Here is a 17,179-nt window from a genome sequence, read left to right as displayed (position 1 = left end):
CAGCTTCCGGCCGGGCAGCCTCCCGCGAGAATCGCGGTGAGGCCGCCCGGCCGAGCGATATGGTCTCCCCCAGACTCTCCCCACGATGAACAGCTCGGCGCAGAACAGGAGCGGCGTGTGAAGCGGCCGACCATGGCGGACATCGCACGCCGCGCCGGTGTCTCCAAAGTGGCGGTCTCGTACGCGCTCAACGACCTGCCGGGCGTCTCCGCGACCACCCGCGCGTCGATCAAGAACATCGCCGAGGAGCTGGGCTGGCGTCCCAACAGCGCCGCCCGCGCTCTCACCGGCGGTCGGGCGCAGGCAGTGGGTCTCGCTGTGCGGCGCCCCGCCCGGACGCTGGGCGTCGAGCCGTTCTTCATGGAGTTCATCAGTGGGGTGGAGAGCGTCCTCGTCGAACGCTCGTACGCACTGATGCTGCAGATGGTCGCCTCGCAGGAGAGCGAGATCGAACTGTGCCGACGCTGGTGGGGCGAACGGCGCATCGACGGCGTCCTCCTGATGGACCTGCAGACCGACGACCCCCGCCCTGCCGCCATCGACGCGCTCGACCTGCCCGCGGTCGCCGTCGGGCCGCCCCACGCGACGGGCACACTCCCCGCGATCTGGTCGGACGACGGCGAGAGCGTCCACGAGATCGTCCGCTACCTGGCGGCACTCGGCCATCGCCGGATCGCACGCGTGGCCGGGCCCGCCGGCCTGGCGCACACGGCGGTGCGGGACGCGGCCCTGAGCGCGGCCTGTCAGAAGGCCGGGATCGCCGAGGCGACCGTGATCCACACCGACTACACGGGCGACGAAGGTGCGCGAGCGGCACGGAGCCTGATGATCTCGCCCGTGCGTCCCACGGCGATCGTCTTCGACAACGACATCATGGCCGTCGCTGCGCTCTCGGTGGCCCAGGAACTCAACCTCTCCGTCCCCACCGACCTTTCAGTCGTGGCATGGGACGAGTCCCCGCTCACCCAGGTGGTCCGCCCCGTGCTCTCGGTGGTCACCCGTGACATTCCGGCCTACGGTGCACGCGCGGCAAGCGCGCTCCTGTCCCTCGTCGCCGGTGACGAGGTGGGGAACGTCCACGTGGGTTGCGCCGGCTTCGTCCCCCGGGGCAGTACCGGCCCGCCCCCGAGCGACGTGTCGCACCCTCGCTGAGCGGAGATCCGGCCGGGACCGGCGCGCATCGGCGGCAGTCCCACCGGGCGGCGACACTATGCCAGTTGGACCTGAACCGGTAAAGTTCATGCTCGTCGGGCCATGTTCATCCGTAACCACCACTTGCCAGGCACGACACAAATCAGGGGCTGCGCGCTCTGTTGACAACTGTTCGTGAGACCTTCTGGACTTCACCGGTTCACGGGCGGACAGTGGGCTGATCACCCGGCCGGTCAACCGCATCGCCCCGACCACGCATCCATCAGCTGCCAGGCGATTGGAGCCGCACACCATGAAGGACGTCACCCAGCTGAACGAGGGCTGGAGCCTGCGCCACGAGGACGCGCTGCTGCCCGCCCGTGTCCCCGGCTGTGTCCACACCGATCTGCTCGCCGCCCAGGTCATCCCCGATCCTTTCGTCGGCGACAACGAGACCGGGATCGCCTGGGTGGGACGGCGGGCGTGGTCCTACGTGAGCGAGCTGCACCACAGCAGCGACCACGAGCGGGCCGAGCTGGTCTTCGAGGGGCTCGACACCGCCGCCGAGGTCGTCCTCGCCGGCGAAGGCCTCGGCACCACGCGCAACATGCACCGCGTCCACCGCTTCGACGTCACGGGGCGGTCGGGGCCGCTCGAAGTGCGATTCGCATCGGCCTACGACGAGGCGGACCGCGTCCGCGCCCTGACCGCAGAACGCCCGAACGCCTACCCTGAACCCTTCCAGTACATCCGCAAGATGGCGTGCAGCTTCGGCTGGGACTGGGGCCCGACCGTCGTGACCGCCGGGATGTGGCGTCCGGTGCGCCTGGAACACTGGTCCACCGCCCGTCTCGCCGAGGTCCGCCCCCTCGTCTCGGTCGACGGCTCCACCGGTCGTGTCGAGCTGCGGGTACGCACGGAGCGCACCGCGAACGGCGCCGGCCGTCGGCTGACCCTCCGCGCCACCGTCGCCGGCACCGAGGCGGAGATCGCGTTCGAGGGCGACGGCACGGTGCTGTGCCTGAGCGTGGAGGACCCCGCGCTGTGGTGGCCGCGGGGATACGGCGACCAGCCGTTGTACGACCTCGACGTGACGCTGCTCGACGAGCGAGGTGAGCGGCTCGACGCCTGGACGCGCCGCATCGGTTTCCGCACGGTCGAAGTCGACCGATCGGCGGATTCCCACGGCACCGGCTTCACCTTCGTCGTCAACGGCGTACGGATCTTCGCGCGCGGGGTCAACTGGATCCCCGACGACGTCCTGCCCTCCCGGGTCACGCCCGAGCGCTACCGGAAACGACTGGCCCGGGCCGCCGAGGCCAATGTCGACCTGGTCCGTATCTGGGGCGGAGGCATCTACGAGGACCACGCTTTCTACGACGTGTGCGACGAGCTGGGTCTCATGGTCTGGCAGGACTTCCCCTTCGCCTGCGCCGCCTACCCGGAGGAGCAGCCACTGCGCGGAGAGGTCGAAGCAGAGGCGCGTGACAACGTTATCCGGCTGATGCCGCACGCGAGTCTGGTGTTGTGGAACGGCAACAACGAGAACCTCTGGGGGTTCCGGGACTGGGACTGGGAGCGGCCGCTGGCCGGCAATTCCTGGGGCGAGGGCTACTACCTCGGACTGCTGCCCAGGATCGTCGCCGAGCTGGACCCGACCCGCCCGTACACGGCGGGCAGCCCCTGGTCCGGGTCGTGGGACCACCATCCCAACGATCCCCGGCACGGCACCCATCACTCGTGGGAGGTGTGGAACCGTCAGGACTACGCCGAGTACCGGGCAGACGTGCCCCGCTTCTGCGCCGAGTTCGGCTGGCAGGCTCCCCCTGCCCTCGCGACGCTCCACCGTGCCCTGCCCGGCGAGCGGCTCGCTCCCGACTCCCCCGGCATGCTGCACCACCAGAAGGCACAGGACGGCAACAGCAAACTGAACCGGGGCATCGAGCGTCACTTCGGCCTGCCCGAAGGGAACTTCGACCGGTGGCACTTCCTGGCACAGGTCGTCCAGGCACGCGCCGTCGCCGCGGGCATCGAGCACTGGCGGGCGAGTTGGCCGGTGTGTGCGGGCACCGTTCTCTGGCAGCTCAACGACTGCTGGCCGGTCAGCTCGTGGGCGGCCATCGACGGCGACGGCCGTCTCAAGCCGCTGTACCACGAGCTGCGGCGGCTCTACGCGGACCGGCTGCTCTCCCTCGTCCCGACAGATGACGGTCCCGTACTCGCCCTCGACAATCAGTCCGGCTCCGACTGGCGCACGACGGTCCACCTGCGTCGGCTCGACGTGGAGGGAACCGTGTTGCACGAGGCGTCGGTGGAGCTTGAGGCGGGCCCGCGGACGGTCACCAGACTGACGGTGACGAGCCCGTTGCTGCCGGAAGAGGGCTCCTCCAGGGAATTCCTGGTGGCCGATGCCGATGGACTCCGGGCGGTGTATTTCCCCGTGCTCGACAAGGAGTTCGCCTACCCGGTGCCGCAGTACGACGTCCGTCTCGATCCGGAAACCGGCATCGAAGCCGGTGCGGGAGCCGGGAGCGTACCCGACGCAGTCGACATCGTCGTCACGGCCCGGACGCTGGTGCGCGATCTCCTGCTCCAGCCCGACCGGCTGGGGCCCGACGCCGTGGCGGACCGCGGCTTGATCACACTTCTCCCCGGCGAGGAGGCACGGGTCGCGGTCAGGGGCTGGACCGACCCCGACGTGGCCACGGCGCGTGATGCCCTGTTCAGCGTGGGAGGGGAATGAGCGCCCCGTCCGCCGGGCCGGAAAGCAGCCCGCCGGCATTTCGACAGCGCTGTCGGGGAAGCCTCTTGGTGTGATGGCAAAGTGCACCTCCGTGCTGGTCGACATCCGGAAATACGACGGCAGCCTGAGCGCGCGGTGGACCGCTGTCCGGCTGGGTGAAGACGAGCACGGGGTGTGGTTGGGCACGGCGCAGGGTGTCCCCGTCTGTTCGGCCGAGGGCGGCTGGACAAGCCGGTTCTCCTACGTGACGTTGGTACCTCGCGGTGAGTGGTGGACAGCCACGTTCTGCTCGGACCCGGGCCCCGAGATCTACTGCGACGTGTGCACGGCGCCCGAGTGGAGCCCGAACGGGGCCGTCCTGCGCATCGTGGACCTCGATCTCGATGTCGTGCGGACCCGTGGCGGCGAAGCCCATGTCGAGGACGAGGACGAGTTCGCCGAACATCGAGTGAGCTACGGCTATCCCGCAGGTCTCATCAGCAAGGCCCGGCAGACGTGCGAGTGGTTGATGGAGGTCTGCCGTCGCGAGGGGAACAGCGTCGAACCCTTCGCCTCGGCGTGCCGCTACTGGCTCGGCCTCCTCTGACCTCCTGCGATCTCCTCCGTCGTCCGGGGCACCGACTTGCCCTGTGATGCACCGCGCACGGTGAAGCAGGGGCGAGTCAGCTGTCGCCGGCTTCTCGTGCCACGTCCTCCAGCCGGCGCCGGTGGTTCGCCCACCATGCCTGATCGCCCGGTGGCAGGCTGTCCTTGCCCTGCGTGTGGCCGACACTTCCGTCGATGAGCTCGCGCACGATGTCGGCGTGGCCGGCGTGCCGCTGGGTATCGGCGATCACGCGCACCAGGATGTGGTGCAGTGTCACCTCGCGTCGTTCACTCGGCCACCACGGGACGTGACCGATCGCGTCGAGTGCCAGCGCCTCGATCGTGCGGTCGGAGTGCTCCCACGCCTGGTGATACAGGCCGACTATGTCTTCGCGCGACTCGTCTGCCGTGGCCCACATGTCCGAGTTGGGTTCCGCGTCCTGCGTGTACCACCACGACGGCGGCTCCTCATTGAAGAACGGCCGCCCGAACGTGTCGCCGAAGTACCCCAGTTCCACGCCGGCGACATGCTTGACCAGCCCCAACAGGTTCGTGCCCGTGGGGGTCAGCGGGCGACGGATCTCGTATTCCGAGAGCCCATTGAGCTTCCACAGCAGGGCGTCACGCCCGTCTTGCAGGTAGCGGAGCAGGTCTGCTTTCGGATTGGGTTCGATCATGCCGAGCAGTCTCGCATCCACCTCTGACAACCGGGCTCCATGGGACGGCATCGTCAGCGGGCCCTGACCGGCCGCACTGCCGGAACGAGGTGTCCGGGGCCCCTGCGGTCGGGGGCGGGGTACTGTCGGCCGTGGAGCGGAAGCAGGCATTCAGCCAGATCATGCAGGTTCTGCCTGAGACGGTCGAGATCACCGCCGACGTCACGGTCCATCTCGCCCGTCGGTGCCACGAGCAGGAGTGACGCCTCGGAGATCGGGCGGCTCTCTGCGCCCTCCCACGGGTCCGCTGCCAGGTCCGCGGCAGGTGGCGACCCCATCCCGTGATCACGAAATTGTCGGACCGAAGTACTTGAGAGTGTGTTTTCAGTAGCCTGAAGCGATGTCAGAGGATCCAGCGTCCCGTTCCGTGCCGGACCCGGCCTCGGCCATCCGCCAAAGAATCAGCCTCTTCCGGGAGTCGGGGGACCCTCGGCACCTGACCGATCCGCAGGCGGAGGACGAGCACGCGGCGGCCATGGCCGCCGCGGTCCGCGTCGGCCGTGGCGGGGAGCCGGAACTCAACATGACGGCGGCGGCGGAGTCGGCCCTGTTCCGCTTCTGGCGAGGCGTGGTGTCCGGTACCACCGCCGGGCAGGTCGAAGCCGACAACGCCATCGGGTTCTTCCTCGGGCTGCGTCGGACCGCGCCGGAACTGGTCCCCGCCGATGTGGCGGAACCGGTCGGGATCCTCGCGACGGACGGAACCCACCGCCTGCGCTGGGCGGTCGAGTCCGCCGACAGGTTGCTCTCCCTCTCGGACGGCACCGGCCTCGGTCCTCTCGACCTGGCGATCGATCGCATTCTGTGGGCTCTTCGCACAGCGCCCGAGGACCCCGCGGGCCGGATACTCGCCCTCGGGCGGCTGGGGCGGGCGTACCACGAGCGTCATCGGGCGTCCGGGGACGTGGCGGACGCACGGAACGTCGTGGTGGCCCGCCGGGAGGCCGTCGGCCTCTCGTCGCCGGGCAGGGACCGGGCACGCAGGCAGTCACTGCTGGCCGATTCGCTGCTGGTCGTGCACGAACGGACCGGCGACCGGGCATGCCTCGAAGAGGCCATCCGGGCCCTGGAGGATTCGGTCGCCGGCACACCGCCCGGCGACCAGTTCCTCTGGCTGCGGTATCAGCGGCTCGGGCGGTCGCACCGGCATCTGGCCGAGGCGACGGACTCCATCGCCGACTTCGACGCGGCCGTGCGGTGGGGACGGCTCGCCTGCGTCACGGCCGACAGTTCCGACACGGACTACGGGTCCGTTCTCACGGCGCTCGACAAGAGTCTCCGGGCCCGGCACGCGAAGTCCGGGGAGCGGGCCGATCTCGACGAAGCGGTCGTCCTTTGGCGGACGACGCTCGGCGGGATTCCGGGGGACGACGCCCGGAGAGCAGACTTCCTCGTGGACCTCGGCGACGCCCTGCACCGCCGGTTCGACAGCACGGGCGACCCGGCCGATCTGGAGGAGAGCGTCCGTACGTGCGAGGCCGCGGTCCGCGAGGCGCCGGAGGGCAGTGCCTCGCGGGTCCGGGCCCAGTCCGATCTCTGCTATCGGCTGCGCCGCAGGTTCGAACACGGTGGGGACGTCGCAGATCTGTGGGAGTCGGTGCGCGTCGGGCGTCTCGCGGTCGCGTCGACCTCCCTGGACGAGGGCGAGGACGGGATCATCACGTACTCGAACCTCCTGAACGCGGCCATCGCCTGTTACGACAGCGGACGTGAACTGCCGTATCTGGACGAAGCGATCGGCCTCTGGTCGGCCGTCACCGCAGCGACGCCGGCCGGCCATGCGGAGCGAGGTCTGCGACTCGCCGGCAGACTGGACGCCCTTCAGAGGCGCTTCGAGCACTCCGGGGACCGGGCCGACCTGGACCGGGTGTTCGATGCCGCCCGGGCGTGCCTCGCCACCGCGCGTCCCGCGTTCGGGCAGATGGCCGGGACGCTGTTACGGGTCGCCGTCGGCCTCGACAACCGGACCGACGAGGCCGATCGCTCGGTCAACATCGGGCTCGAACTCGACAACGCCCGGTTCTCCATGCGGTCGCGCAGTACAGCCGAACTCGACGCCATGGACACCCTCGTCGACCTGGCCGGACTGCTCGCGCCACGGACCGCAGCCGATGAAACCGACCGCGAGATCCGTCGGGGCTGCCTCGCGATGGCGCTCGCCATCCGGTTCCGGGTCACGGGCTCCGCGGCGGACGGCGCCGAAGCCATCGATGTGCTGAGGGACATGGTCGCCACTGCGGAACCGGACGATCCGCAGTACAGCACCTACCTGTCGAACCTCGGGGACACCTTGGTCAGCAGGTTCCTGAGGGACGGCGACGCAAGCGACCTCGATGCCGCGATCGAGGCCCATGAGCAGGCGTTCCGTACCGTGCTCCCCACCGCTGATGACCGGGCGGACCATCTGCCGAAGCTGACGCTCGCTCTTCGGCTCCGTTACGACGATCGCCGCAACCCGGACGACCTGGAGCGCGTCGTCGCCGTGATCCGCGACGCGGTGTCCGGCGGTCTTCCGGCACCGGACTGCCGGCCGGCGAGTCTGAGCGAACTGGCCAAGGTCCTCGAATGGCGGTTCCACTACACGATGGACCCGGCTGACCTGGACGCGGCGGTGGCCGCCGGGCGGGAGGCGGCGGAGCTCGACGCCGCGGACGAGAACCGGTCCGTCTCCGTGCTTTCCCGCCTCGCGTCGGCACTGTTCGCCCGCTACGAGAAGACCGGCGATGCCACCGACCTCGACGAGGCGATCTCGACCCTGGGGACGGCACTTGCGGAACTCCCCGACGGCGACCGCGGACGCCCGTCCGTACTCCACAACCACGCCGTCTTCGTCCAGGTGCGGGCCGTGCTCACCGGGTCGTCGGCGGACTTCGACCGGTCCGTGATCGAGCTGCGCGAAGTGGCAGGTGCACGGTCGTCCGGCGCCTCGTCGCGCGCCCGGGACTTCTACAGTCTGGGGATGGCGCTGCGGGTCCGGTACGCACACCTCGGCGACGACCTGGACATGCATGCGGCGGTCGAAGCCCTCCGGACCTCGCTCCAGGATGCGGCCCGGGATCCTGTGCTGCGGTCGATCGCCGCCGTCGGACTGGCGAACGCGCTCTCTCAGGTCTTCCACCGGACCGGTGACCGCGCTGTCCTGGACGAGGCGATCGCCCTGGCCGCCGAGGCGGAGCAGGATTTCCCGGAGCACGGGGATTTCGTCAGCAGGCCGCTGTCCACCCTCTCCTGGCTGCTGCGCATGCGGGTCGATCTCTCCGGTGCTCCCGACCCCGCGGATGTCGCGGAGATGCTGCGGGTGAGCAAGCGGATGATCGACGCGGTCCACCCCGGCTCCTCCGATTACGGCCTCATACTCCGGAACCGCGCCGTGGCACTGACGACGGCCGCCCGGACCGGACGGGACGCGGCCTTGCTGGACCAGGCGGTCGCCACCGCGAGGCGAGCCGTCGAGGTCACGGGGGCGGGAGACGCCCGCCGGGGCGAATGGCTGTGGTCACTGGGGAGGATCCTGGAGCAGCGCCACGGCGTCGCCGGGAACCGCGCCGATCTGGAATCCACCCTGTCGTGCTGGCGCGAGGCCGCCCGGGATCCGTACGGCGACCCGGACATGGCCATGCGGTGTGCGGTCCGCGCCGCCCGGCTCGCGGCGCGGGAGGGCGACATCGAGGGGGCGGTCGTGGACTACGGGCTCGCGGTCCGGCGCCTGCCCACCGTCGCCTGGCACGGGATGCGGGCCGGGGTGCGCAGCGACACCCTTCGCGGGTGGTCGGGGCTCGCCTCCGAGGCCGCGGGGGCCGCCGTGGCCGCCGGGCAGCTTTCGACCGCGGTCGAAATGCTCGAACAGAGCAGGTCGGTCATCTGGACTCAGGCACTGCACCTCCGCAGTGACCTCAGCGAACTGGCCGGCTCCCACCCCGAGCTGGCCACGCGGCTCACCGCACTGCGTGCCCGGCTCGACACCTTCTCGCCCGCGGGCGAGCGCTTCCCCGGCGAGCTCTCCTCCATCGGCGGGTTCTCCTCCGCCGACGAGTTCTCTCCAGTGGGCGAGCCGCACCAGCTGATCGGTCCGGCCGGCAGGGGTCGGGGGGCGCGGTTCTCCGCGGAGGCCGGCGAGCGCCGCCGGGATCTCGCCCGGGAATGGGACGAGACGGTCGAGCGGGTCCGCCAGGTCGAAGGGTTCGAGCACTTCCTCGGGCCCACGCCGTACACCGAGTTGAAGAACGCGGCCACGGACGGTCCGGTGGTCGTCGTGAATGTCAGCCGCTACGGATGTCATGCACTGATCGTCCGCCATGACACGCCTGCGCCCGAGGTGGTGGCGCTCCCCTCGGTCTCGATCCGCGATGTGTCCGGCAAGGTCTCGGACCTGCTGTCCGCCACCGAAACCCAGACCGAGCCGAACGTGCCGTTCCTGGCCCGCGAGCGGGCCCGGCACGTCGGCCACGACGTCCTCGGCTGGCTGTGGGACAGCATCGTGGAGCCGATCCTGGCTCGGCTCGGGCACGCCGCTCATCCGCGTTCCGGTCGGACGGCCGCTGCGCCGCCACGTCTGTGGTGGTGTCCGGTGGGGTTGCTCAGCATGCTGCCGCTGCACGCCGCGGGCCACCATCCCCGCCACGGGTCGGCAACGGGCTCCGGCGGTGTGTGGACCGCGGACCTGGTGGTCTCCTCCTACACGCCGACGCTGGCCGCGCTGTCCCGGAGCCGGGTACGGCGCTCGGAGCCCGCGGTGCGGCGGCACCTGGCGATCGCATTGCCGGAGACCCCCGGGCTGCCCGCGTTGCCGGCGGTCGCCGACGAGCTGGCCGGCCTGCGGCAGTACGTGGCGAACGCGACCGAGGTAGTGAGCCTGGTCGGGACGGCCGCGACCCGGCGGGCCGTCCTCGACGAGCTCCCGCACTGCGACCGGATCCACTTCGCCTGCCACGCGGCCCAGGACCCCTCCGATCCGGCGGCGAGCGCCTTCAGCCTCGGCGACGGTCCGCTGTCGATCGCGGACATCGCGGACCTGGACCTCGCCCACGCCGAGCTGGCGTACCTGTCGGCATGCCAGACCGCCACGGGTGTACCCGAGCTCGCGGACGAGGCGATCCACCTCGCGGCGGCGATGCAGCTGACCGGATTCCGGCACATCGTCGCCACCAGCTGGCCGGTGGGTGACGCCTCGGCCGCGGTCGTGTCGGACCACTTCTACAAGGAGTTGACGTCGACCGACAGCGGTACGGAGCCCGCCGTCGCACTTCACCGAGCCGTTCGCGCACTGCGCGACAGCGATCCCACCGAACCCGTGAGCTGGGCGTCGTACGCCCACTTCGGATCCTGACCCGCTCCGCAGACGAAATTCGCGGTTCCGTCCACAGAGGTGACCATGCCCCATCAGCCCCAGCCCCCGATCCCCTATGAACAGACCTCGGACTACCACTGGACGGAGGTCGCCTTCGAGTTGCTGGAGTCGGGTGCCCTCGCAGCGGTGGTGATGACGAGTGACAACGTCTCCTCGGCCGTTGTCGAAGGTACGTGCCCGCGCTGTGCGCACCACTTCACCGACCGCCGTCCGCTGACGGCGGTCACCAGCGGGATCGGCGGAAGCCGTACGGGTGTCCAGGGAGCCGGCGGCACGGGGCTGGTGGAGCCTGCTCGCACGTACGGTCACGGCGACCTGGTCGTTCTGGACGTCACCTGCTCGTGCGGGACCACGCACCCTGCCGAAGCATCCGAGGCCACGGAGCCGAACGCCGTGGGCGGCTGCGGTGTCAGCTTCCGTATCGAGCTGACCGCCGACCCCGCTCCGGATCCGGCCGGCGGACAGTCATGACCGGGACGCCCCTGAGGCCCCGCAAGCCGGCGCGCCCGCCGACGCCCACGGATCTGACCGAGCGCGACCGATTCTCCGCGCTGGCCGAAGCCTCGCTGCCGGCGGTGCGCGCCAACGCGGAGGCCTGGCGCAACGGCCTTGCCGCCTTCGTCACGCTGGTCACCGCCGGAGCCGTACTCAAGGGCCGCGACACGACGGCCCAGCTCACCACCGACTGGCGCATCGCGGTCACCCTCCTCATCGGCGGCGGCATCGCCCTCTCCCTGGCGGGACTGTGGCAGGCCCTCGCGGCGCAGGCCGGCACCCGGGAGGGCATGGTGACGCTGGCGGACATCCACCGCCGCCACGCATCGGTCGCGGCCTACCAGATCGCCCTGGCCGACGCCGCAGCGGCCCGGCTGAGGCGGGGCCGGACCATCGTCGCCGCAGCGCTGGTGTGCTTCCTCCTGGGCATCACCGCGACCTGGTGGGCCCCGGAAGCGGGCTCGGATCCGGCGGCGTACGTGAAGGTCAAGCATGACGGGACATCGACGTGCGGGAAGCTGAAGAGCGCTGATGGCGGAAAGGTGCGGATCCAAGTGGGCGGAACGGTGAAAGCCGTCGTCGTGCCGATGGAGAAAGTCACCAACCTGCTTGTCGTGGCGCGCTGTTAGCCAAGCGCGTCCGAGGGTCTCGGCCGTCTGCCCGACCGGTCCCGGGACACTCGGCGATCTTCCCGGGTGACGGCCGGTACGAGGGGTGCGCCGCGCCCCCGCCACCAGCCCACTGGTGGCGGGCAGGAGAACGATCACCGGGTCACCGGCGGGGCCGCCGGACCGACGTCGCTGCGCGACGGGATGACGAAAAAGGCCAGTGCCGCAAGGGCCGCCACACTCGCCGCGAGGGTCAGGGCACCTCGAAGGGACCAGCTCGCGACCGGCCCGGCGACCGAAGCTCCCAGGGCGAACCCGGTGATCTTCAAGCTTGCGCCGGTGGTGAAGATCTGGCCACGCAGGTGGTCCGGCGCTTCCCGGTGACGGATCGCGAACAAGGCGGCGAGCTGGGGGCCTTCACCGATCCCGATCAGCAGTACGGCCACGATCACCGGCGCTGGTCGCTCCGCCGTGGCCAGGGCCAACGCGGCAGCCTGGACAAGGGCACTGGCCCAGATGATCGTGTCGGGGGCGAGTGAGCGCGGAAACCTCGCAAGTACGGCGTTGGCGACGAGGGCGGAGACCGCCGCGCAGGAGAGCAGCATCGCGCCGCGACCGGCTCCGCCCAGGACACGCTCACCGAGGAGCACCGTGCAGGCCATCAACATGCCTTGCGCCACGCAGGAGACGACCGAGGTGAGGGTCGCCCGGGCCAGCGGCGGCTTCCCCGTGACGACCCGGATTCCGGCAGCGAGGTCACTGATCACCGAAGTCTTCCGAGTGCCTCGCCCCCGACTGTGACGGGCCGGAAGGAACCAGGCGCCGGGCAGCGCCGAAACGATGAGTCCTACGGAGACCACTACGGCCGTCGGCGCCCCCTGTACCTCCGCCAGGCCGCCCGCGAGAGCCGGACCGGCCAGACTCGCCGCACTGAACATCATGGCATCGAGCGCGTTCGCACGGGGCAGCCCGTCACCCGGGACCACCCGAGGGAGCTGGGCCGTCCATCCGCCCGACAGGGCCGGCCCCAGCAGCCCCGTCAGAACTGCGATCAGGATGGTGACGGTGAACGGTAGACGGCCGAGCCCCACGAGGATCGCTCCCAGGCCGGCCGCGTACAGGCCAAGGGCGCCGGCCAGCAGCCGGCCCGGTCGCTCCGCTCTGTCGAGGAGCGCCCCGAGCAGCGGCCCTCCTACGGCGGCGGAGATCGTGATGCCCGCAAGCAGCGACGAAGCGTCGGTGGTCGATCCGGCCAGCGTGAACCCGGCCAGCATCAGCGCCGGTCCTGACATCTCGTCCCCGGCCCGAGCCGCCGCTGCTCCGCCGAGGTAGGAACGGAGCGAGTAACGCGATTCCATGGGCAACACGTTACGGGGGTAACTCAGAACCAGACAACATGCGTTACATTGCCAGGGTGTCCTCCCCTACCGACGACTGGTCCACCCGGCACTCCGTACGGGCCGTGGCTCGGCGGACCGCTGCCCTGATCAACGTTCTCGATACCGACCGCCCCGAACCGGGCGACGTCGCCGACGTGCTCCGCTCATACGGCGAGGTGGGTGACATAGAGCTCACCACTGGCGATGTCGCCGCGATGCGTGCGGCTGCCGCCGCACTGCGGGAAGTCTTCAGCGCCGAGACCGCCGACGGAGCGGCCGCCCGCCTCAATCGGCTCCTGGAGGAACACACCGGACCTCTCCGCCTCACTTCGCACGGCGGCAGCTCCCCCTGGCACCCCCATCTCGACGACACGGACGACGCCCCCTGGGACGAATGGCTCCTCGCCTCGTCCTGCATGGCCCTGGCTGTTCTCGTCTGGGACCACCAACGCCCGCCCGGCAGGATCTGCGCATCGTCCAGCTGTCGGAACGTTTTCGTCACGCAGGGCAGCGGCCCGGAACGCCGCTACTGCTCCCGCCGGTGTGCAACCCGCGAACGAGTCTCAGCCCACCGACGCTCCCGCTCCGGCGAGCAGTCGGGCGAGACCGAGTAGGCAAGACCTCGCTTCTCTTCATCGCTACGCGCGGCGCGTGCCGACAACCACTGAACTCCCTGGTGTTGTGAGCACCTCGGTGGCGTCCAGGTCGGGATGAGTGAGGTAGAACAGGCGAAGTTCATCCACTTCACCCTCGAAACGAGGCGGCCAATGGGGCGAGGGGGTGAAGTCGTCCAGGATGAGGAGGCCACCCGGAGCGAGCTGCTCGACGACCCGCTGCGGGTCATCACGCTTGCCCCCGCCGTCGCAGAAGAAGACGTCAAAGGGGGCGTGCTGCTCAAGCAGCCGCCAATCCCCCATGAGAACGCTGACGCGCGTGTCGTCCGCGAAGACGGCGGCCGCACGGCGGGCCAGGTCCTCATCGCGCTCCACGGTGACCAGGCGTGCGGCAGCGCCAAGACCACTGTGCAGCCAGGCAGTTCCCACTCCGGATCCGGTGCCGCTCTCCGCGATGACCCCGTCGGGTTTCGAAGCAGCTGCCAGCCTGAGGAGCCGGCCCACCTCCGGGATGCAACTCTTCTTGAATCCCGCCTCGGAGGCGACCCGTTCTGCAGCCACCACACGAGGCGGAAGGGCACGTCCTGTCATGATCACTTCCCTTGCCCGGAATGAAACATGACCATATCCGCCGACGAAGACGGTCACACGGTGTTCCTCGTCATCGGGCTTGCGTCGGCCAGGTTCGCGGCGCGAGGGCGTCGACCTGCCTCTCGCGGCGTGCCATGGCCCGACGAGGCGCGTCGCCCCGACCGTCCGTTCATCGCCCACCGCTCACCGACTCACCAGTCCCTGACGGCGATCAGCTCCTCCACGTCTGCGTCCGGGAATCCGTAGGCCGACGCCACGAACCAGAAGCCCTCGGCTATCTCCTCACGCGCGACGGTCTCGATCTCGCTGCCTGCCGCCTCGAACTCGGCCTCCAGCAGATTGAACTGCTCCGTCGCCGCCTCCGTGAGCGCGTACAGGGTCTGGAGATCCGCAGGGTGCTCCGCCTCGATCCGCTCGCACAGGTTCAGCAGAATCGCCGTGCCCTTGTCCAGGACGTGATCCGGAAAGTAGTCGTCCGCGTACAGCGGCTGCAGAAAGGTGTGTTCAGTCACCTTCTGGTTTGTGATCGGCATGGTGCCCCATCTCCTCGAAGAGCCAACACGCCGATCATGCACCACACCACTGACAGGCCCGGCACGAACCTCATGAGCGCCCGCCGCGCCTATCTCCCGTCGGCGGCATGCTCCTTCAGGAAGGCGCCCGCGTGGGCGGCAGCCTCCTCCTTCGTCGCGTAGCGCGAGGTGCCGCCCGCCTCGCCACAGGCACCGTCGGCCCCCCGTCCGGACCATTTCCAGCCGCCCGATGACGGATCCCGGGACACTTCGGCGCTGCCGCCGCACAGTTCGATGACGCTCGTCCCCGTCGCCCCGGAGGTCGGCCTTCCGATCGCTTCGGGCCACTTCTTTCGGGCGCCCTGCCGGGTGATGCCCCAAGCAGTACCCAACTGCTCGTAGCTCGCACCATAGGAGCCCGCGGTTCTCGCCGCGATTGCCGTCAATCGCTTGACCTCCGCGTCCACCACCTTCCAGGCGGTGAGGATCGAGAGTGTGACGTCGATGGGGTCGGCATCCCACATGCGTTCTTCAGGAAGTCCGGTCGCCCGCGCACGCATCGCCGAGGCGAGTGGGTCGAGGGCGTCCAGAAGCGCCTTGTCGAGGGCTGCCTCTTCCGCGGCGGTGATCTCAGGCGGTGTCATGGTGACAACTTTAGTTACCAGAAGGGGAGTTTGCAACCAAAGTTAACGAGTCGACGACCCGTCACCCTCGATATCGGGCTATGCGCGGTCGACGAGCAGCTCCGCCAGGGAGTCGAGGACCTGTGTGAGCCGGTCCGGTCCTGCCCCTTTCCGCGCCCTGTGAAATCCGTGGCGGCGACCCCAGAACGAAGCCTGGACGGCATGGAACTGGGCCCAGCGCCGGACGCGTTCGCGATCGACTTCGGCTGCCTCGGCGAAGACGTGCAGGGTGTGGAACAGCGCCTTCCGCAGGTCGTTCGCTTCGACGAGCGTCAGTGCCCGCGTCTTGAGCAGGGTCCCGCCGTCGTACGCGGGGTCGCCCGCGTACCCCTTGGGGTCGACCGCCAGCCACGGCTCACGGTCGGCGCGCAGGATGTTGCGGGCGTGCAGGTCGCCGTGGACGAGGGTGTCCGGCTGATCGCGGCCCAGCTCCTGGACGGTCGCCACGGCCGCGTCCACCACGTACCGGGGCAGTGGGTGCGTCAACTCCTGGGCGTCCCGGCGGAGTCCGGCCTCCCAGGCATCGGCCTGCTCCCGCAGCCTCGGAAGTCCACAGGGCGCGGGGACGGCCAGCGCACGGCTGATCCGCCCCGCGACTCCCGCCACCTCGCCCTCGTCATCGAGCTCCGCCAGGGTCGACGGCCGGGCTCGCTCCAGCAGCATCGCGAAGTGCTCGTCGTCGCGAGCATGCAGCAGCACGGCGCCGCGTCCGCCCCAGGCCACGAACGCGTCCGGTTCGTGGACGTTGCCGGGGTGGGGGAAGGACACCTTCATCACGGCCGCCCCCTCAGCCGGCCGTCGCACCGGCACAATGATCCCGACGCCCCCATGCATGACCTCGCCGTCCGGCACACATTCCCAGCGCCCCAACAGCTCCTCCACGATCCTGGGCAGCCCGGCGAGCCACGCCGCCCCGGGCTCGCCCTCGCGCTCGATCGTGCTCCTCGCGAACGTCTCCGGTACCTCGATCATCCCCTCACCCTACGCACCGGCCGCGTACGGAATTCCGGGCGTTGAACGAGCGAACGGAATCCGGCCGGTTCGGTCAGTCCGTCGCCCGGGCCGCCCGCCCGGATCCGCCCGCTTCCGTCCCGCCCGCCGCGCGCCCCTCCGCTCCGGGGGCCCCTGCCTGCAGGCCGTCCATCACCAGGTCCAGGAGGCGCGTGGCACGCGGCTGCCAGTCGCTGTGCGGGTCGATCTGCCAGAGCCCGGCGATGGCGAGCACGAAGTCGTCCGGAGTCAGACCCGGTCGGATGGTGCCGGCCTCCTCGTTCGCGCTCAGCAGCAGTGCGACCGCCCTGGTCACCGGGCCGTGCCCCAACTGGGCCAGGCTGCTGCCGCAGTTGCTGGTGGACTTGCGCAACGCGTCGGCCAGACCTGCCTTGGCCATGGCGTACTGGGCGAGACGGTCCATCCACTCCCTCAGAGCCCGGTCGGGTGCGCGAGTGCTGAGCAATTGGGCCGCGGTGTCCGCGACCTGCTGCATCTCGAAGCGGTAGACCTCCAGGACGAGGGCCTCGCGGTTCGGGAAGTTGCGGTAGAAGGTCCCCTGTCCGACGCACGCCTTCTTCGCGATGGTGCTCAACGGGGCGTCCGCCGCCCGCGTCAGCTCTGCCAGGGCGACTTCAAGGATGCGCTCACGGTTGCGTTGCGCGTCCGGGCGCAGAGCCGTGACCTTCCCGTCCGGTACCGAGTCGTATGTCTCGTCCCGTACCTCGTCCCGCATTCCTCCTCCTCCCGGAAGGGGCAGCCGAGTCCGGCCTTGCTGAGCGGAC

Annotated in this window: 14 protein-coding genes; 7 read left to right on the top strand and 7 right to left on the bottom strand. The window is 70.0% G+C overall.

The window, feature by feature from the left end; genetic code table 11:
* Positions 1–117 precede the first annotated feature (117 nt).
* The 3 genes from ACFYY1_RS28450 to ACFYY1_RS28440 all read left to right on the top strand — a co-directional run bounded on the left by ACFYY1_RS28450 (position 118) and on the right by ACFYY1_RS28440 (position 4,460).
* Complete coding sequence (locus tag ACFYY1_RS28450) at positions 118–1,152, top strand: LacI family DNA-binding transcriptional regulator (RefSeq protein WP_388590664.1); 1,035 nt, start codon at positions 118–120, stop codon at positions 1,150–1,152.
* A 292-nt stretch (positions 1,153–1,444) separates the two neighbouring features.
* Positions 1,445–3,874: a glycoside hydrolase family 2 protein gene (locus ACFYY1_RS28445; RefSeq protein WP_388590663.1), complete on the top strand. Its 2,430-nt coding sequence runs from the start codon at positions 1,445–1,447 to the stop codon at positions 3,872–3,874.
* Between the two features lie 73 nt (positions 3,875–3,947).
* Positions 3,948–4,460 (top strand): DUF402 domain-containing protein, encoded by a 513-nt coding sequence (locus ACFYY1_RS28440; protein WP_388590753.1) that lies wholly within the window; start codon positions 3,948–3,950, stop codon positions 4,458–4,460.
* A 76-nt stretch (positions 4,461–4,536) separates the two neighbouring features.
* On the opposite strand, the gene ACFYY1_RS28435 is transcribed toward ACFYY1_RS28440, so the two are convergent.
* On the bottom strand, positions 4,537–5,136 hold the full coding sequence (locus ACFYY1_RS28435; RefSeq protein WP_388590661.1) for a DinB family protein: 600 nt from the start codon (positions 5,134–5,136) through the stop codon (positions 4,537–4,539).
* 379 nt (positions 5,137–5,515) lie between these two features.
* Between ACFYY1_RS28435 and ACFYY1_RS28430 the strand changes: the two genes are divergently transcribed.
* Genes ACFYY1_RS28430 through ACFYY1_RS28420 form a run of 3 tightly spaced genes read left to right on the top strand, consistent with a single transcriptional unit; the run spans position 5,516 to position 11,646 of the window.
* A complete protein-coding gene (locus ACFYY1_RS28430; RefSeq protein WP_388590659.1) occupies positions 5,516–10,501 on the top strand; it encodes a CHAT domain-containing protein in 4,986 nt (1,661 codons plus the stop codon).
* A gap of 45 nt (positions 10,502–10,546) precedes the next feature.
* A complete protein-coding gene (locus ACFYY1_RS28425) occupies positions 10,547–10,993 on the top strand; it encodes a hypothetical protein (protein ID WP_388590658.1) in 447 nt (148 codons plus the stop codon).
* Positions 10,990–11,646, top strand: a complete 657-nt coding sequence (locus ACFYY1_RS28420) for a hypothetical protein (RefSeq protein ID WP_388590657.1) — start codon at positions 10,990–10,992, stop codon at positions 11,644–11,646. The genes ACFYY1_RS28425 and ACFYY1_RS28420 overlap by 4 nt, the downstream gene beginning before the upstream one ends.
* 134 nt (positions 11,647–11,780) lie before the next feature.
* Here the strand turns inward: ACFYY1_RS28420 and ACFYY1_RS28415 are convergent, their stop codons facing one another.
* A complete protein-coding gene (locus tag ACFYY1_RS28415) occupies positions 11,781–12,983 on the bottom strand; it encodes an MFS transporter (protein WP_388590656.1) in 1,203 nt (400 codons plus the stop codon).
* Positions 12,984–13,021: 38 nt separating this feature from the next.
* Between ACFYY1_RS28415 and ACFYY1_RS28410 the strand changes: the two genes are divergently transcribed.
* Positions 13,022–13,618, top strand: a complete 597-nt coding sequence (locus tag ACFYY1_RS28410) for a CGNR zinc finger domain-containing protein (protein ID WP_388590654.1) — start codon at positions 13,022–13,024, stop codon at positions 13,616–13,618.
* A gap of 24 nt (positions 13,619–13,642) precedes the next feature.
* On the opposite strand, the gene ACFYY1_RS28405 is transcribed toward ACFYY1_RS28410, so the two are convergent.
* The 5 genes from ACFYY1_RS28405 to ACFYY1_RS28385 all read right to left on the bottom strand — a co-directional run bounded on the left by ACFYY1_RS28405 (position 13,643) and on the right by ACFYY1_RS28385 (position 17,130).
* On the bottom strand, positions 13,643–14,209 hold the full coding sequence (locus ACFYY1_RS28405) for an O-methyltransferase (RefSeq protein WP_388590752.1): 567 nt from the start codon (positions 14,207–14,209) through the stop codon (positions 13,643–13,645).
* A 191-nt stretch (positions 14,210–14,400) separates the two neighbouring features.
* Complete coding sequence (locus ACFYY1_RS28400) at positions 14,401–14,742, bottom strand: DUF5713 family protein (protein WP_388590652.1); 342 nt, start codon at positions 14,740–14,742, stop codon at positions 14,401–14,403.
* A gap of 89 nt (positions 14,743–14,831) precedes the next feature.
* Positions 14,832–15,365, bottom strand: coding sequence for a hypothetical protein (locus ACFYY1_RS28395; RefSeq protein WP_388590650.1), 534 nt, complete (start codon positions 15,363–15,365; stop codon positions 14,832–14,834).
* A gap of 78 nt (positions 15,366–15,443) precedes the next feature.
* On the bottom strand, positions 15,444–16,376 hold the full coding sequence (locus ACFYY1_RS28390; protein WP_388590648.1) for an aminoglycoside phosphotransferase family protein: 933 nt from the start codon (positions 16,374–16,376) through the stop codon (positions 15,444–15,446).
* Positions 16,377–16,449: 73 nt separating this feature from the next.
* On the bottom strand, positions 16,450–17,130 hold the full coding sequence (locus ACFYY1_RS28385) for a TetR/AcrR family transcriptional regulator (RefSeq protein ID WP_388590646.1): 681 nt from the start codon (positions 17,128–17,130) through the stop codon (positions 16,450–16,452).
* Positions 17,131–17,179 lie beyond the last annotated feature (49 nt).

The organism is Streptomyces sp. NPDC001890 (assembly GCF_042891445.1).
Lineage (GTDB): Bacteria > Actinomycetota > Actinomycetes > Streptomycetales > Streptomycetaceae > Streptomyces.
This window is presented reverse-complemented; position numbering and strand designations above follow the sequence as displayed.

What these genes read in the sequence shown, in the direction of transcription:
- ACFYY1_RS28395 (WP_388590650.1), bottom strand. Translation starts at nt 15,365, where the DNA reads ATGACACCGCCTGAGATCACCGCCGCGGAAGAGGCAGCCCTCGACAAG.
- ACFYY1_RS28385 (WP_388590646.1), bottom strand. Translation starts at nt 17,130, where the DNA reads ATGCGGGACGAGGTACGGGACGAGACATACGACTCGGTACCGGACGGG.
- ACFYY1_RS28390 (WP_388590648.1), bottom strand. Translation starts at nt 16,376, where the DNA reads ATGATCGAGGTACCGGAGACGTTCGCGAGGAGCACGATCGAGCGCGAG.
- ACFYY1_RS28440 (WP_388590753.1), top strand. Translation starts at nt 3,948, where the DNA reads ATGGCAAAGTGCACCTCCGTGCTGGTCGACATCCGGAAATACGACGGC.
- ACFYY1_RS28435 (WP_388590661.1), bottom strand. Translation starts at nt 5,136, where the DNA reads ATGATCGAACCCAATCCGAAAGCAGACCTGCTCCGCTACCTGCAAGAC.
- ACFYY1_RS28420 (WP_388590657.1), top strand. Translation starts at nt 10,990, where the DNA reads ATGACCGGGACGCCCCTGAGGCCCCGCAAGCCGGCGCGCCCGCCGACG.
- ACFYY1_RS28425 (WP_388590658.1), top strand. Translation starts at nt 10,547, where the DNA reads ATGCCCCATCAGCCCCAGCCCCCGATCCCCTATGAACAGACCTCGGAC.
- ACFYY1_RS28430 (WP_388590659.1), top strand. Translation starts at nt 5,516, where the DNA reads ATGTCAGAGGATCCAGCGTCCCGTTCCGTGCCGGACCCGGCCTCGGCC.
- ACFYY1_RS28410 (WP_388590654.1), top strand. Translation starts at nt 13,022, where the DNA reads ATGCGTTACATTGCCAGGGTGTCCTCCCCTACCGACGACTGGTCCACC.
- ACFYY1_RS28415 (WP_388590656.1), bottom strand. Translation starts at nt 12,983, where the DNA reads ATGGAATCGCGTTACTCGCTCCGTTCCTACCTCGGCGGAGCAGCGGCG.
- ACFYY1_RS28400 (WP_388590652.1), bottom strand. Translation starts at nt 14,742, where the DNA reads ATGCCGATCACAAACCAGAAGGTGACTGAACACACCTTTCTGCAGCCG.
- ACFYY1_RS28405 (WP_388590752.1), bottom strand. Translation starts at nt 14,209, where the DNA reads ATGACAGGACGTGCCCTTCCGCCTCGTGTGGTGGCTGCAGAACGGGTC.
- ACFYY1_RS28445 (WP_388590663.1), top strand. Translation starts at nt 1,445, where the DNA reads ATGAAGGACGTCACCCAGCTGAACGAGGGCTGGAGCCTGCGCCACGAG.